Source organism: Botrimarina colliarenosi, assembly GCF_007859955.1.
In the GTDB taxonomy this organism is placed as follows: domain Bacteria; phylum Planctomycetota; class Planctomycetia; order Pirellulales; family Lacipirellulaceae; genus Botrimarina; species Botrimarina colliarenosi.
The window spans coordinates 495,185-511,085 of the sequence record NZ_SJPR01000004.1 but is presented as its reverse complement, the minus strand read 5'-3'; the positions used below and the strand labels follow the sequence as shown (position 1 = coordinate 511,085).

Annotated in this window: 11 protein-coding genes; 9 read left to right on the top strand and 2 right to left on the bottom strand. The window is 63.2% G+C overall.

Annotated features, from left to right (window positions below; genetic code table 11):
* Positions 1-383 precede the first annotated feature (383 nt).
* The 4 genes from Pla108_RS16075 (at position 384) to Pla108_RS16060 (ending at position 9,228) form a co-directional block, all read left to right on the top strand.
* A complete protein-coding gene (locus Pla108_RS16075; protein ID WP_197526619.1) occupies positions 384-7,667 on the top strand; it encodes a GEVED domain-containing protein in 7,284 nt (2,427 codons plus the stop codon).
* A 231-nt stretch (positions 7,668-7,898) separates the two neighbouring features.
* The gene (locus tag Pla108_RS16070; RefSeq protein WP_146445971.1) at positions 7,899-8,192 is read left to right on the top strand and encodes a hypothetical protein; all 294 of its coding nucleotides are present in this window, start codon (positions 7,899-7,901) and stop codon (positions 8,190-8,192) included.
* A gap of 134 nt (positions 8,193-8,326) precedes the next feature.
* The gene (locus Pla108_RS16065; protein ID WP_146445970.1) at positions 8,327-8,680 is read left to right on the top strand and encodes an STAS domain-containing protein; all 354 of its coding nucleotides are present in this window, start codon (positions 8,327-8,329) and stop codon (positions 8,678-8,680) included.
* Positions 8,681-8,784: 104 nt separating this feature from the next.
* The gene (locus Pla108_RS16060; protein WP_197526618.1) at positions 8,785-9,228 is read left to right on the top strand and encodes an ATP-binding protein; all 444 of its coding nucleotides are present in this window, start codon (positions 8,785-8,787) and stop codon (positions 9,226-9,228) included.
* Between the two features lie 135 nt (positions 9,229-9,363).
* On the opposite strand, the gene Pla108_RS16055 is transcribed toward Pla108_RS16060, so the two are convergent.
* Positions 9,364-10,446: a hypothetical protein gene (locus Pla108_RS16055; RefSeq protein WP_146445968.1), complete on the bottom strand. Its 1,083-nt coding sequence runs from the start codon at positions 10,444-10,446 to the stop codon at positions 9,364-9,366.
* Between the two features lie 212 nt (positions 10,447-10,658).
* On the opposite strand from Pla108_RS16055, the gene gap reads away from it, so the two are divergent.
* From gap to Pla108_RS16030, 5 genes are all read left to right on the top strand, one after another.
* Positions 10,659-11,678, top strand: coding sequence for a type I glyceraldehyde-3-phosphate dehydrogenase (gap, locus tag Pla108_RS16050; protein WP_146445967.1), 1,020 nt, complete (start codon positions 10,659-10,661; stop codon positions 11,676-11,678).
* Between the two features lie 258 nt (positions 11,679-11,936).
* Positions 11,937-12,485, top strand: coding sequence for a hypothetical protein (locus tag Pla108_RS16045; RefSeq protein ID WP_146445966.1), 549 nt, complete (start codon positions 11,937-11,939; stop codon positions 12,483-12,485).
* A 131-nt stretch (positions 12,486-12,616) separates the two neighbouring features.
* Positions 12,617-13,198: a sigma-70 family RNA polymerase sigma factor gene (locus tag Pla108_RS16040; protein ID WP_146445965.1), complete on the top strand. Its 582-nt coding sequence runs from the start codon at positions 12,617-12,619 to the stop codon at positions 13,196-13,198.
* Positions 13,195-13,512 (top strand): hypothetical protein, encoded by a 318-nt coding sequence (locus tag Pla108_RS16035; RefSeq protein ID WP_146445964.1) that lies wholly within the window; start codon positions 13,195-13,197, stop codon positions 13,510-13,512. The genes Pla108_RS16040 and Pla108_RS16035 overlap by 4 nt, the downstream gene beginning before the upstream one ends.
* A gap of 182 nt (positions 13,513-13,694) precedes the next feature.
* On the top strand, positions 13,695-14,504 hold the full coding sequence (locus Pla108_RS16030) for a spondin domain-containing protein (RefSeq protein WP_146445963.1): 810 nt from the start codon (positions 13,695-13,697) through the stop codon (positions 14,502-14,504).
* A gap of 83 nt (positions 14,505-14,587) precedes the next feature.
* On the opposite strand, the gene Pla108_RS16025 is transcribed toward Pla108_RS16030, so the two are convergent.
* Positions 14,588-15,814: a hypothetical protein gene (locus Pla108_RS16025; RefSeq protein WP_146445962.1), complete on the bottom strand. Its 1,227-nt coding sequence runs from the start codon at positions 15,812-15,814 to the stop codon at positions 14,588-14,590.
* Positions 15,815-15,901: the final 87 nt, after the last annotated feature.

Below are 15,901 nucleotides of genomic sequence, written 5' to 3'. Positions count from 1 at the left end.
CTTTCCCCAACCCGCCCGGTTGGTCCGTTCGGCCCCCCCGCGGGGGACTCTAAGGTCTTTCTGCGCCAGGAGTTTGACGGTGCGGGAGGCCGTGGTTAGCCTGAAGGCTGTTGTCAAAACAGGCGGTTTGCGCTGACTTTGTGAATCGCCGCGTGACAGCAGAAGACCCAAGCGGCCTCAGTTAAGAAGACGCACCGCGCCTTTTCGCCACAAATGGCGGCGCGTGGCGCGTCTCGTTAGTAGCTCCCTATCCGGAATAATCGTCACAGCGGTCGGCGAAGCGTAAGAACAACTCTCGTTGTGCGCCCGCCCCGCGGCCCGATTCGCCTTGAGCGACACGTCGCGGCCAACGACCCCACTTTGAATCTGCAGGAACGCCCGAAGTGCGCAAGAACCGACCCTCCCGCCGGTCCAGCAGCAATCCGTTTTCCCGCGTGTTCGCCGCCCGCACGGGCGCCGTCCGCAAGGCGCCGCGTCGTCGCGAGATCGAGCGGCTCGAAGGCCGCGAGATGATGACGGCCTCGCCCGGCACAAACCCGTTCTTCGCGAACCAGTGGTACTTGGTCGCCAATGGTCAGCAGACCGAGTTCGACCCGACGTCGCCCACGATCAATCAGACAATCGCCGTCGCTGGCGAGGACATCAACATCCTCCAGGCGTGGGCCCAAGGGGTCACGGGCGCCGGTGTTCAGATTGCAATTATTGACGGAGGCTTTGACTTATCGCATGAAGATCTCATAGGGGCCTTCGTCACATCGGGCCTCTTCACCAATCTCGACTTGCTCAATGGAGATGCCGACCCGACCTACAACGACCCCGCCGATTTTCGCGGGACGGCGCTTGCCGGCATCATCGGCGCCCAAGACAACAGTCGTGGCATCGTCGGGATTGCATATGGTGCGGATATTTACCCGCTTTTCGTCGCCGACTCCTCCGGTACCGCCACAATCGATGCCCTCAACACGGCGTACCGGTTTCAGTCTGGCTTCATTCAAGACGGGAACGGCGATGGCATCCCCGACGCGATTTTGGGTGGCTCGCTGATCCCGCTCGACCTCGATGGCGACGGAGTTTTTGACGCGATTGGGCAGGATCCGTCAAGCGTTACCGACATATTCCTCCACACCTCGGACTACCTGAATCCGACGGGATCACGAGCCGGAGTCGCACTTCCCACAGATCCGGTGACGGGCACCTCTCTGCTTGACGCGATCCAAGACACTGCGATCGGTGGACGGGCCGCTTGGATCGATATCAACGGCGACGGGCTGATCACCTCGAATGAGATCGTCGCCCTCGGCAGCATCCATATTGTCCCCGCCGGTAATGACGCCGGGCGAGGAACAACGACCGCGCCCTTCTTGCCGACCGGCAACTACGCGAGCAGCCAGTATGATCAACTGGCCAACAGCATTTACACGATTGCGGTTGGCGCGGTCGATTACGACGGGCGCTACGAGAACCCGGCGACCGGACTGGTCAGCGGCTATTCCGAAGGGGGCGCTAACATTCTCATCGTCGCGCCCTCGGGGAACTTCTCACAGAACATCTCGACCACGATTGGGCTGAACTCTGGTTTGGTCTCGACAGACCTTTCCGGAGACGATGGGGCCAACGCCGCGCCTCTCTTTAACTTTGAATTCGACGGCGACTACTTCGCCGACACCGATTACACATCGGCATTGAGTGGGACCGAGTACGCCGCCGCACAGGTGGCTGCAGTCGTCGGACTGATGCTCGAAGCCAATCCGAAGTTAAGCTACCGAGACGTCCAGCAGATCCTGCTGTCGTCGGCACGACAGAACGATCAGTTCAGCGAAAGCTGGATCGTCAACCAGCTCCAGGAATACATCGACCCTGAAGAGCCGGTCTATGTGAGTTACGCGCTTGACACCGACGGCGACGGCGAGGCCGACATTGATTCGGCGATCCTACCGAACTCGCAGTACAGCTCCGAATTGCAAGATTTCCTCGTCGAGCGAGGTTTCTTTATCAATGAGAACGCATCGATCGACCTCGGGGTCGAGTTCGTCTTTACTCCGGAGGTAGGTGTCGACGGCCAGGGGGATCCCTTGTTTTTCGTCGATGGCGCAGGTAACCCGCAACTCGACACGTTTGGCTACACCATTCCACAGTTCCAGGATGTCGAGGGGAACCCGCTCGGCAAGGCGACGATCGATCCCGACACCGGAGAGGCGGTCCTTGATGATCCGCTCAACCCGGACGCCTACCCGATTATTGAGGTTGGAACCCGTCTCGTTAACCTGGCGCCCGCCGATGCAGAGGAAGACGACTTCCAGCCGGAAGAATACATCTCGCTGCTTTACAATCCGAACGGGAACCTGATCCGTCCCAATGTCCGAGCTCTCGATGATGAAGGCCGACCTGCTTACGCTGATGAAGGGATGACAATCCCTCTCTATCAGCCGGCGCCGGTCAGCACACGGGTTGGGTCATTGCTCGCTGCCCCTGGTAACGTGAGCCTTGTTGGGAGTGGCGCCGGCTCCAGCAGCCCAGATAGCCCCATCATCATCTTCGCTGAAGACTCCGTACCCGATAGCGCCGGCTTCAGGGGACTAGTCAATCCAATTGTAGCCCCGGCAGACGTCCGTCAGTTGGAGTTCGAGAATGGTGCCGGATACACCGTGAGCCAGGGCTACGGTAGTTATCTCGAGTCAATCGGCTACGGTCACGGCACCCTCGACGCGGCGCTAGCGGTTAAGTTGGCCACCGCCTGGGAGACGTATGACCTGTACCTCGACCAGTCGATCACGCTTTCATCGGGCATCCTCGGCGGCATTAACAGCATCCGTGTGCAGCCTGCTCTTAACGTCACCGTACCCGGGTCGGGTGGCGTGATTCAGACGGTTCCGGGCGGGGTCACGTTCAGTAGCGATGCCAACCTGAACGAGGCGTACTACCGAGAGTTCTTCAGCGACCTCGGCACGACGGAGGTCACGAATAGCGATGGCGACACGGTCGGCGTGGTGATCACCGACGCGCCGTTCTTTAATCTCGACGACCCCATTCCGAGCCGTCGGGGCGTTTCCGAGATTCCGTTCGTTTTCGATCCGACGACGACCACCGATTTTATGTCGCTTGAGTGGCTCGAACTGACGACGAACATTGTGGGGGATGTCGACAACCTGCGGATCGCAATCCGCTCGCCGGACGGCACTGTTTCGGAATTGAGCGCGGTGCGTTCGCCGGCGGGACCGGTGGTCGCCCCCCAAGACCCTCAAGGCCAGCAAGGCCAGAGCAATCCGTACGAGGAGTCGATCAGCTCGATTGTGGGCGGCGTCTACCTCAATGAAGGCGGCGATCTCATCAACGACTCGATCACCAACCAGATCGTTAGTGTCGTAACCAATGAAGACGCCCTCGCTGATGGGCAAGGCTGGACATGGACGACCAACCGTCACTGGGGGGAGTTGTTCAGCTCCAATGCTCAGCGTGAGGACATCGACGACCTCCCCCCCAACGGCGGTTTTGCTCCCAATGATGAGTGGACACTGATCATCGAGAACTTCGGCTTTTCCGAGGTGCTCATTGGCGGGCAGTTTGAAGTTACGGCCCACGGGACCGAAGCCACTGGAAGCCGCATCCAAGGAAAAATCGGAGTCGACGATAACAAGCAGGGCATTATTGGCACCGATAATGACGAGAACTTCAACTTTGACCGCTATATCGAATTCGGCGTCCTCAACGTCACCCTCGAAGACGCCGACGGCAACCTCTTCACCGAGACGAAGACCGTCATTCTTGACGACCCGAACGACACGGTCACGTACAGCAACGACAACATTCCCACAGACGACCGCTTCAGCCTGGACGGCATCTATAAGACCGTTGCCCCGGACACGGGCGAAGAGCTGTACTATCCAGTAATCAACAAGGTCAATTACCTGCAGATTCGGACGGCAGAAGACCCTCAGCAGAACGTTCTGGAACTGATCGCGCCACTCGAGAAATTCTTCCAAGCGACGGGGCATGACGCCAGCCTGACAGTCGTCAACGTTACGGTGACAAGCGCTGTCGATCGATTCATCACGTCGACGGACTTATTTACGATTGATGAAGCGGTTCGGGCCGGCTTCTTCGGAGAACTTCCGACCGACGCTACCGCCGACCCGTACGTGTTCCGTAACTTCGATTACAGCCAGGAGAGCTTCGGTTCGGCCGTTACGGTATCGTCGACGCAGTACGTTACGCAGTACGATATCGACGGTAACGTCGTCTCGCGTTCGGCGACGGGCGACATCGACTACTTCACAACAGGCGCTGACGGCAATTACTACTTTGATGTCGAAGCGACTCCCGCGCCGCCGTCAGAAGCCGACTTCCTCTCAAACGGACAGTATTGGGCTGCGTATTACGAGTGGTTTGCGACCTACGGCGGCTTGACGTATGACTACGAAATTGGGGTCGTCAGCGACGACGCCGATCGAATTATCACCCGAGACGGGGAAGGCTATTTTGACGTTCCCGGCGCGAACTCATTTGGCAGCCAAGTCGCGTTCGACGGTTCCTCGATCTACACCGTCCAGATTTACGCATCGCCAAACATCGCATTTGGCGAGACCTCGAAGGTGACAAACGTCAACTTCCTGCTAGAGATCGATCCCGCCCTGACCAACGTGCCGGTTTCCGGGACGGTCTACCGAGACCGCAATAACGACGGAATTCAACAAGACGGCATTGATGAAGCAGCGGCGGGCGTCACGGTCTTCTACGACGCGAATGGCAACTCGACGCTCGATGCAGGGGAGTTGTCGGCCGTCACCGACGCCAGCGGCAACTACTCAATGACGATTTCTGGTCTGTTGTCGGCCGCTTCCGTCAGGATTGGCATCGTCGATTCGACGGTTCCTGCCGGGCTCGTCACCCAGAATCCGGCGAGCGGTTTCAAGAGTGTCGCTGTGACGCCCGGCCAGGCTGCCGACGTTGACTTCACGCTGCGGCTTGGCGTCGGCGAGCCGGCGATTGTCGTCGGTTCGGTGTTTGAAGATGTCAACCAGAACGGTGTACGCAATTTCAACGAGGGGCCCTTCTCCGATTCTGTCCAGATAGATGGTCAGGACCTGTTCATTTCGGCCTATGTCGATGTGGATGGGAACGGCGTCTACGACAATGGTGAGCCCTCGGCTACGGTCCGTCCGGACGGGACCTTCTTGATCGAGACGAGCGTCTCGGGCACGTACAACGTTCGCCTGAACTTGCCGTCCATCCAGTTGACGCAGACGACGCCAGCAGCGGGGGCGGGCATCGCGGTCACGCTCGTTGCAGGACAACAGTCGAACCTTCCCCAAGAGTTCGGCGTCTTTGACGGACGGATCTTTGACTTTGGTGACCTATTCGTTGACGCCAACAGCAATTACCCGACCCTGCTGGCCGACAACGGCGCCCGCCACGTCGTGACCCCGGGCATCCGCCTCGGCTCGAGCGTCGATATCGATAGCGACGGCTTCCAAAGCCCGGTTCGCAACCCGGCAATCGACGGCCTCGGTGACGACTTTAACGGAGTCGATGACGAGGATGGCGTGCGGTTGATCACCACTGCGATCACGCCGAATAGCACGGTTGAGTTCGACCTGACGGCGTTTGGCGCGGGCGCCGTGCTCAACGCCTGGATCGACTTCAACAACGACGGCGACTGGGACGACCCCGGTGAGAAGATCTTCGACAATGTCGAGGACCTGCAGGTCGCCAACCCGGCGAGCCCCGTCGCCCGCCGCATCTCGGCCGCCACGCCGGCGGATGTTGACACGTCGGCGACGTTCTACGCCGCTCGGTTCCGCTGGGGACCCGCCGGCATTGAATACGATGGCGTCGCCAACGCCGGCGAGGTCGAGGATTACCTGTTCGCCTCGACCGCTCCGATTGTCATCTCGGGCCGCGTCCGCAACGACGTTGACGGCGACGGTGTCTTCGAGACAACCGATGTGGCTCAGGCCGGCGCCCGGGTCTTCTTCGACCGCAACCTCAATGGCATCCTCGACGCCGACGAGCCGCGGGCGTTGACGGACGCAAACGGCGCTTACCGCCTTGAGATCAATAGTTCGACTGCGGTAAACGTCACCCTGAGACTCGACCAATCGACGATCCAGGAAGGCCTCGAACCCCTCGTGCCGATCGACGGGATCTTCAATCAGACGGTCTCTCCCAGTGCGGCCATAACGAGCAACTTCTTGGTCTCCGCTCCACAAGGGTTAGCGGGCACGGTCTTCAGCGACGCCGACAACGATGGCGTCCGCGACGCCAACGAGACGGGATTCGCGGGAATAACAGTCGAGGTGTATCGCGACGCGGATGGCAACGGCTCGTTCGAGACGCTGGTCGACACCACCGTTACAAATGCACAAGGCGCCTACAGCGTCCCGCTGACTTCCGTCGGTCTCTACCAGGTCCGCGTGAATCTAGGTGGCCAGCAGTTTGTCTCGCAGACGTTGCCATCGGGCGGGTTCGGCCGCACGGTCTCGGTGACACCGGGCGCCTTCGCCTCGGTGGGAGTCTTCGGTGTGTTTGACGCCGTTCCGACCTTCACACTCGACTACGGCGATCTAATTGTCGGTGGCGGTCTGAACTTCCCGACGACCCTCGCTGACAATGGCGCCCGCCACACCCGCGTCGCGGGCACGTTCCTCGGCACGGTCGCTCCGGACGCCGACCCGGGCACGCTGCAGTCGAGCAACGCCCAGGCGGATGACACTCTATTCTCGCCGGATGACGAAGACGGCGTTCGGATGGCGAGCAGTATCGTCGCGGGTTCGGACGTCCTCATCGACGTCACAGCGACAGGTACGTCGAGCGACCGCCTCTTCGCGTGGATCGACTTCAACAACGATGGTGACTGGGACGACGCCGGCGAGATGATCACGATTGCTGGCGGCACGCCGCTCGAATCGGGCAAGACGACGCGACTGGTGATCGACACCTCCGGCATCGCCATTGATGGCACGGCCGCGAGCTATGCGGCCCGATTCCGTTGGGGCCAGGGCATTACCGGCTACACCGGGTTGGCGTCGACCGGTGAGGTCGAGGACTACCGCCTGACGCGAGTGCTGAATGCCGTCCCGGTCGGAATTATCGACGGCGACTACAACGGCGACGGACAGGTGACCATGGCCGACGACGCCGTCTGGCGTGCGACCTACGGATCGAAGTCTAATATGGCGGCCGACGGCAACCACGACGGCAAGATCAACGCGGCCGACTACTCGATTTGGCGTGACGCGTTCAGCGCCGCTCAAGGGGCCCCGGCCCTGATCGTCTCGATCGCCGAGCCGGACGAGGTCGTTTACCTCAGCCCGCTTGGCGGTGACCCGGTGGGCGTGCCGTCCCTCGTGACGATGCCAATCGTCGAGGACGTTCTTGAGCCCGTCGCCCCTGAGAGCGTCGTGCCGGAAAACGTCGTGCTCGACGCCGACGCCTTCGCCCCGATGTTCTACACGAGCCCGGTGGTGACGTCGGTCCTCGACGAGTCGTTCGCCGTCTCGGAAGAAGCGATCGACGAAGGCGACGCCATCGACGCCGCTCTGTTGCAGTGGGCCTTGGGGTCATCGGCGGACGATGCCGACGACTCGGTCGAAGGGTCGTACGACGCGGCGGCTGAGGAAGAGACCGACGACCAGGTTGAGGAAGCTTTCGCCTCGGCGTTCGCTTTCTGAGACCAACCTCCCGGTGATCCGATCGAACAACGGCCCCGCTGCGGCGACGCAGCGGGGCCGTTTTGCTTTCTGGCGGGGCCTTACAAGCGACACAACCGGCAAACCCAATGGGTTCGGCCGCTCGATCGCCTTTTGTTCCGCCGGCAGCCGATGAAGACTCCCAGCGGCGACGCCGCAGTAAGAGTCTCGCGTGATTCCCCTCCGGGGGGAGCCGAAGTAGGAGAGTCAGCGATGGAGCTCAATCGCAATCAGTTCTTGTTTATCGCGATCTTCCTCGCGCTGCTCGGGATGCAGCTGCGGATGGTCAGTTCTTACGTCCTGACCAGCGAGGCGACACGTTTCCTGGCGGAGCGGGCTCTGGCGAGCGCCGACCCCGTGGGGGCGCTTGCGGGGACGACGCCGGCGCTGCCGGCGACGCTGCCCGCCAAGGTGGTTTCGCCCCCGGATTGGCTCGGTTGGTGCCTGCTGTCGATCGGGGCGGTTCTGTTCTTCCACAGCCTAACGATGGGTAAGCCAAGCGGCTGACGCCCGATCCCCCGCGCGGCGAACGCGGAGGGGACGCCCCCGGCAGGTTGACACTCGGCGGCGGGGCGGTAGCATCGGCCAGACGGGGTTGGTTCAGCCGCCCCGGCTCCCCCCGCCATTGCAGACAGAGCAAGATGAGCACGCCCCAACGGATCACCCTCACCAACTCGGGCGACGTCACGGTTGTGACGTTCAACGATTCGAAGATCATCGACGACCAGTCGATCCAAGAGCTCGGACAAGAGCTGGCGGCCCTGGTTGAAGGCGACGATCGCGACAAGATCGTCCTGAACTTCGCAGCGGTTGAGTTCCTTTCGAGCGCGGCGCTCGGAAAGCTCATCAGCTTCGAGAAGAAGTCCCGGTCGAAGAAGGTGAAACTGATCCTCACCAACATCCGACCCGAGATCTACGAGGTCTTCGCCATCACCAAGTTGACGAAGCTCTTCACGATCAAGGACGACGAGGCGGACGCCCTGGCGATCCTCTGAGTCACCGCCGACCTCGAGCAAGCCCTGGCCGGGGATTTTCGAGTCGCTTTACCGTACCCGAACGTTCCCCTCGTCCCCCTCTCTCACCAGCGCGAGGCGGCTCCGTGAGCGCAGAGTGGGACTGGACCGCCGAAACGGAGATCCCGAGTAAGCTGGGCGCCCACCTCCCCTTTCTGGAGGAGGTGCTCTCGCGGATGGAATCGCTTGGCTGGGGGGGGCGTGATCTCTTCGGCGTGCAGATGACGCTCGAAGAGACCCTCACCAACGCCATCCGTCACGGCAACCACAGCGACGCGTCCAAGCTGGTCCGCGCCGCCTGCAAGGTGAATGGCGAGCGATTCTGGCTCAGCGTCGAGGACGAGGGCGAGGGCTTCTGCCGCGACGACGTCGCCGACTGCACGGCGGACGAGAACGTCGGCGCCTTCGGCGGCCGTGGGATGGCCCTCATCGACGCCTACATGGCCGACGTGTCTTTCAACGACCGCGGCAACCGCATCACGGTGACGACGCACCGCGGTTACCGTCCCCCCGTCGATGACGCCGACTGATTGATTCGCAGAACGACGCGCCGGCGTGATGACCGACGGATCGCCGCCGGGCCGATCGTCCTGGTGGCGACCGACCCAGCGACGCGCGGGGGTCGCCGATTCTCTTGCCCCGCTTTCCAACGGCTGCGACGGCGCCTACTCCGTGACGTGCTCTAGCACGGCGTAGCATCCCGGGTTCCAGCCGTAGCACAGCACGAAGAGCTTGCCGTCGACCACGACGCCGGCGGCGTTGTGGATGTGCTGGAAGAGCTCGATGCCGAGGTCGATCTTCGGCTTGAGCGTCGAGACGACCTTGCCGTCGCGGAGGATTTGGACGAAGCCAGGCTCGGCGCCGCCGCCGCTCTTGAGGCAGCCCGCGACCAGGAGCCGTTCGCCCTTCCAGTCGACGAAGTCGACGTCGCAGACGTCGCCGCCGCCCGTGTCGAACCCTTCGACGAATTCTCCCGCCAGCGTGACCCGCTGGATCCACTGCCGCTCTCGGTCGGCGATGAGGAGCGTGTCGTCCGTCGGATCGAAGGTGACGCCGTGGTTGGTCGAGAACTCGCCTTCGGTCCGGCCAGCGCCCTGGACCTTGCCGCCAAAGTTGCGATCAAAGAACTTCTCGTCATCGAGGTCGGCCGTGAGGACGTACCGGCCGGCGTAGCCGTCGCAGACGTACACGACGCCGTCGCTCGCCATGTCGGCGTCGGTCGGTCGGTAGGCGTTATCGAGATTCTTGTAGTAGTCATTCACCTCGGGCCGGCCGAGCGTCGCGACGACCTCGCCGTCGAGCCGCGTCGCGTAGACACGCCCGCGCGCCGGGTCGGGCAGGATCAGCATCCCGCCCTTCCGATCCAGGTAGGTCGTGTTGTGCAGCGCGCCGCCGGCCATGGCGTCGTTGGTCGAGACCAGCGTCTTCGTCGTCAAGTCGGCCGACAAACGGATCAGGCCGGTCCCTTCCAGACCGAAATAGATCTCGCCGCTCGGCGTCTTAGCGAATCCGCCGTGGGCCTTCTTGATCCCCTTGGCGATTTCTTCCGGCAGCTCGCTGAGGTCGGCCCGGTAACGGAACTGCAAGTCGCCCGACCCGGTGACGGCGTCCGCGGTCGACACCGGCGCCGGGGCGTCGGCGGTGACCAGGAACCGGTCTTGGTGGTCGTGCCCCGGATGGGCGAAAGCGACGGGCGCCGCGACCAGGAGCGTCGTCAGGCAGAGCGAAAGTGGACGGAGACGGTTCATGGCAATTTTTTCTTAGGAGTTGGGAAAAGCCTGTTTCAGCCCGAAACGCCGCGGCGAGGGCGGTGGTTGTGAGGAGGGCCAGCCAGCACTATAACTACGGGCTCAGCAAGGGTTTTATAGCCTTTCGCCGGTTACAGCCGAGGCCGTTTGGACGGTCGTCAGGCGGGCTGACCGGACCCACTAGAAGACGCATTGCCAGGAGAGACAAGACCGTGGCCATTAAAGTCGCCATCAACGGTTTCGGACGTATTGGTCGTTTGACCTTCCGGGGCCTCGTCGAGCGGCCCGACGATTTCGAAGTCGTCGCCATCAATGACCTTACCGACAACGGGATGTTGGCCACGCTGCTGAAGTACGACAGCACGCACCGCCGCTTCCCGGGAACCGTCTCGCACGACGACGAGCATCTGATCGTCAACGGCAAGAAGATCAAGGCCTTGGCGATCCGCAACCCGGCCGAATGCCCCTGGGGCGAGCTGGGCGTTGACGTCGTGGTCGAGTCGACCGGTGTCTTCGCCGCCCGGGCCGCGAACGGCAAGCCGGGCTACGACAGCCACCTCGAAGCGGGCGCCAAGCGCGTGGTCCTCTCCGCTCCGGCAAAGGACGGCGCCGACCTGACCTGCGTCTTGGGCGTCAACGACGACAAGCTGACGGCGGACCTCAAGTGCATCTCCAACGCGAGCTGCACGACCAACTGCCTGGCGCCGGTCGCCAAGGTGCTGCATGAGACCTTCGGCATCGAGAACGGCTTGATGACGACGATCCACGCCTACACCAACGACCAAAACGTGCAGGACCTGCCGCACGCCGACCCCTATCGGGCCCGGGCCGCGGCGATCAACATCATCCCGACGACCACCGGCGCCGCGAAGGCGGTTGGTTTGGTCATCCCCGAGCTGCAGGGCAAGCTCACGGGTTACGCGATGCGGGTTCCCGTGGTCACTGGCTCGGTAGTCGACCTGACGGTCAACCTCGCGAAGAAGACAAGTCCCGCCGAGGTGAACGCCGCCATGAAGGCCGCCGCCGAGGGGCCGCTCAAGGGCATCCTGTCCTACACCGAGGACCCGATCGTCTCGACCGACATCATCGGCGACCCGCACAGCTCGATCTTCGTCGGTCCTTGGACCACGTCGATTGGCGACAGCATGGTCAAGGTGGTCAGCTGGTACGACAACGAGTGGGGCTACAGCTGCCGCACGGTCGATCTGATCTCGCGGATCGCCCAGCTGTAGGCGACCGCGACGAGCGTGAATCCAACCCGAAGGGGCGTAACGGCTAGCCGTTACGCCCCTTTTTTCTTTTTTTGCGGTGCGATCGGTTGTCGCCGAGGGTAAAACGAACCGTACTGCAGTTACTCCAATTACGGTTCCTGCTGGACGGGGCGAGGCTCTCGAGGGGGCTTCCTAAGCCATAGGTCGTCTTCACGGGCGAACGCTTCACGCCGTTCGTGGCGGCCTTCTCTAGCAGCCTCTTCTCAGCGAGAGCGGACGATGCGAATAGTTGCCGGCGGGGTTCTCGGCTTGGTTCTCGGCGCCTTAGTCGTCGCGACACTCGGCATTGTCTTCGACAGCAGGGCGTACCTCGCTGTGCTCGTCGCGGGCGTCGTTGCCGGCGTCTTGATGCGAATCATGGCCCCAGACGGATCGGCCTACGCCAAAGGGGCCCTCGCGGCGCTAGTGACCGCCCTAGCGGCTATCGCCGGGCCCCTAGTTGCGACCCAGTGGTTTCGATCGCAGGGTGACGTCAAGCCGCTTAATGCGGACAAGGTAGTCGTCGTTACGGAAGCGGAGGACGAAGAGGGGGACTTCGACGTTGAGACCGATGAGATTGCGACCACGCCGGTCTTCAATGCGTCACAGGGCGTGGCGCCGCTGCGAGCGCCGGCGAACAACCCGTTCGCGGTGGCCGATGTCGCCTGCTTGGTTTTTGGATGCCTGATCGCTTACCAGATCGCCAAGGGGCCCGAAGTCGTTGTCATCGACGGCGACGAGCCGCGGGCCGAGACCAATCCGGCTGCAGAGGCCCCACCGGTTGAATGACGCCGGGCGGTTCGGTGAGGTGACGCACCGTGGCGAGAACGCAGCGGCGGTTGGTGAAGTGGCTCACCGTGGCGTCGGGAGATCGCGACTAGCTTGGTGGTGAGTTTTCTCCCTCACCAAGCCGGTCTCCGATGACGACGCTCACAGCAGGTTTCGTTGCCGCCGACGCCGATCCAGGCTTAGGCGACCCCGAGGACTGGGTCAATCATTACGGTGATTCGCTGCTCCGCTATGCGCTGCTGCGTGTGGGCGACATCGAAGCCGCTGAGGACTTGGTGCAAGAGACCTTGCTAGCGGCTTGGCGCGGACGCGATGCGTATCGCGGCGCCTGCGATCCACGGACCTGGCTGATTTCGATCCTCAAACGTCGCGTTGCCGATCACTATCGCCGCCAGGGGCGGAACGCACCGCGTGAAGCGGGTGTTGATCCCGAAAAAATTGTAGATGTCGCAGCGAACGACGATTCAGAGAAGAGAGATTTTTGGCGTGTCTTTTTCGCCTGCTCAGGTGATCTACCGGCTCATCTCGCTCGCGCGTTTCAGCTCCGTACTTTCGCGGACGCCGAGCCCGCCGCCATCTGCGCAACCGAGGGGATTTCACGGAAGAATCTCTCGGTCCGGCTTCACCGCGCGCGGCGCCTGCTTCGGCAGTGCCTCGAATCGCGTTGGTTCACGGACGACGCGATGATCACGCCGGGGGCCGATCCCAAGTGAGCCGACGGCGATGGAGCGGCTGGCGGCTCGTCCTCTTCGCGCGTTGTGAGGAGGCGTCACGCATCGATTCCGACGAGTGGGATGGCCCCGTCTCTCGCGCCCGCTGGTGGGCGGCCCGATTGCACCGGGTTGGCTGCGGCCCGTGCCAGCACGAGGCAAGACAGATGCGTTGGCTCCGCCGGATGCTCGCCTCGGCGCCCGCCGAGGTCCGCGCGAAGGGGAGGGTCCTCGACCCAGAGCCGCGGTTGTCTGACCGGGCGGCAGAACGCATCCGAGCGGCGCTCGCCGAGGCGCGGCGCACGGAATCCGAGTAGCGGCGGCGCCGGACGTCTTTCCGGAATTCTCCGTGAATCCGCGTAGCCGTCGCGGTTCTTGAGCGACCAACTTGCGTCGTCCCTTTGTGATCGAGATGGGGCGACGCCGACGGGCGACTCGGTTCCCTACAGGTCGAGTGTTGCGACCGGCAGAGATCGCCCCGCACCGAGGAGTAGGCGCTATGAAGTTTCTTTGGATTGGCTCCCCCCTGGCTGTCGCGCTGGTCTGGCAAGGCCTAGCGCCCTCGGCTCAGGCCGCCAACGTGCAGCTGCGCATTACGGTCGAAAACCTTTCGCCTGCCAACAGCGTGTCGCTGGCGCCCTTCCGCTTCGGGTTTGGCGACGGGACCTTCGATGCCTTCAACGCGGGGTCGGCGGCCTTCCTGCTAGGGCAGCCCGACATCGCCTCGGCGCCGATTGTTAGCATCGCCGAGGGGGGCTCCGGCGCCACCTGGCTGCCAGGTTTCCAAGCCGCCGAACCGGCCGCCAACGTTGACAGCCTCACCGGCCCAGCGGGCCCGTTCCTCCCCGGACAGTCGAACTCGGCGGTCTTCACGGTCGATACCAGCAACCGCTTCTTTACGTTCGGGACCATGGTGGTGCCGAGCAACGACCACTTCCTGGGCAACGACGACCCGATGGAGTACGAGGTCTTCGACGCCAACGGCGCCCTCCGTCTGACAACGATTGAGCAAGGGGTCGATGAGATTTGGGACGCGGGCTCCGAGACAGAGAATCCCGCTAACGCCGCCTTCCTGCCGGGGATCGGCGTGAACGCCCAGCGGGAGAATGAGAACTCGGTCGTGCAGTTCAACTTCACCGACCTCAGCGCCTTCAACGGGCTCGCGACCGCCGGTGGGTACAACTTCGACTCGAGCCTGCTGACAGCGACATCACCGCTCCTGCGGGTGTCGTTCGAGGTGGTCCCGGAGCCGGCAACGGCCCTGCTGGCGGCCTTCGCCACTGTCGGGGTCTTGGTCAGGCGACGCTGAGTCGGTTCCAAGGGAGCCGGAGAAGAGAGGGCCAGTGCAAAGGGGGGGGTCGCGACCATCGGGTCACGACCCCCCTTCTTGTCTCATGGCTGATCGTAGGACGCCGGGGCGACGGCGTTGTCGTAGCGACGCTCGTGGGCGTTCGTGTTCGCGGATCGCCACCCGTTGGGGTCGGACTGCGCCACCACCTTGGTCTCGCCTGACAACGCCTCGGTAGCGGGCAGGCGGCGGGGGCTTGTCTGCGCCGTCAGCGCGTCGCTATCCGCCAGTTCTGGCGGCGCGCCGACGAAGGCGACCTCGGTTGCCTGCAACCGCCGTTTGCCGTCGCGGTCGATGAGCCGCACCCAGAGGCGGAGCGGTTGGCGCCGCGGGGTCGCTTCGGGCAACGCGATGGTTAGTGCAAGGTGGCCGGCGTCGATGTCGTGGGCTTCGCGCACTTCGAGCGGCGAAAAGTCCCAGCGTGCGACCCGACGCTGACGGCCATCGGCGGTCGGGTCGGTCAGCATGACCGATACTTCGCCGACAAAGTCTTTCAGGACACCGAGTTCGATCTCGCTGACCAGGGCGACGACGGACGCGGTCGTCTCTCCCCGCTCGGCGGTGACGCGTATCGCCGGGTCGCCAACCAACTCGGGCGTCGGCTCGGCGTCGGCTGTCGACAACGCTTGGCGGCCTGCGTCGGCTGTCGGGTAAGGGTTCGGTGGCGTATTGTTGATCGGACGCGGCGCGGCCAACGCCGAGACTTGTCGCAACGGCGCCGGTTCGCGTGGCGCGTCGGCCGACCGGGCCGGCAAGGGCTCTAGAATGCCTGCGCCCTCGAAAGGGGGGGCCACATCAAGTGACTCGGCTCCGGCTTCCGCTCCACCGGGGTCTTTCGCTCCGGCGGGATTGAACGGCGGAGCGACTTCGTCGCCCGCGGGGAGCGTCTCGCTCGGCAGCGGGCGGAGGTCGCTCGGTTCGGGCGTCTTGAGCAGCGACGGGCCGGTGTCAATCGTGTCGCGAGACGAACGCGAAGGCGCCGGCAGGGTGGCGGGGGCCGGTTCGGCCGATCGGGCGGCGGCGAGTTCGCGTTTCAGGTCGGCGACCTCGCAGCGATAGCCGCTGACGATCCCCTGGTACTCCTCGATATAGTCCTCGAGGCGGTAGATCTCGTCCTCTTGCAGCCGCAACTCGCGCTGGTAGAGGTCAGACTGCATCTGCCGGCCACTGTTGCGGCAGCCGGAGAGCAGCAGGCAGCCGACAACCGCCAACAGGCAGCCGGTGTGGCTGCTAGCAACGGTCCGCGCGGAGTTCGCCCACCAGAGTTCCATGGGGCGGTAACTAGAAGATGCGGCCGAGTGCGTCAACGCCGCCACGGCGATCGTCAGAAAGACATCCGCCTACAGAACTAGAAAAAA

Bases quoted from the DNA above. Each gene is read 5' to 3' on its own strand.
- Pla108_RS16070 (WP_146445971.1), top strand. From the start codon at position 7,899: ATGGAGCTCAATCGCAATCAGTTCTTGTTTATCGCGATCTTCCTCGCG.
- Pla108_RS16065 (WP_146445970.1), top strand. From the start codon at position 8,327: ATGAGCACGCCCCAACGGATCACCCTCACCAACTCGGGCGACGTCACG.
- Pla108_RS16055 (WP_146445968.1), bottom strand. From the start codon at position 10,446: ATGAACCGTCTCCGTCCACTTTCGCTCTGCCTGACGACGCTCCTGGTC.
- Pla108_RS16045 (WP_146445966.1), top strand. From the start codon at position 11,937: ATGCGAATAGTTGCCGGCGGGGTTCTCGGCTTGGTTCTCGGCGCCTTA.
- Pla108_RS16040 (WP_146445965.1), top strand. From the start codon at position 12,617: ATGACGACGCTCACAGCAGGTTTCGTTGCCGCCGACGCCGATCCAGGC.
- Pla108_RS16030 (WP_146445963.1), top strand. From the start codon at position 13,695: ATGAAGTTTCTTTGGATTGGCTCCCCCCTGGCTGTCGCGCTGGTCTGG.
- Pla108_RS16025 (WP_146445962.1), bottom strand. From the start codon at position 15,814: ATGGAACTCTGGTGGGCGAACTCCGCGCGGACCGTTGCTAGCAGCCAC.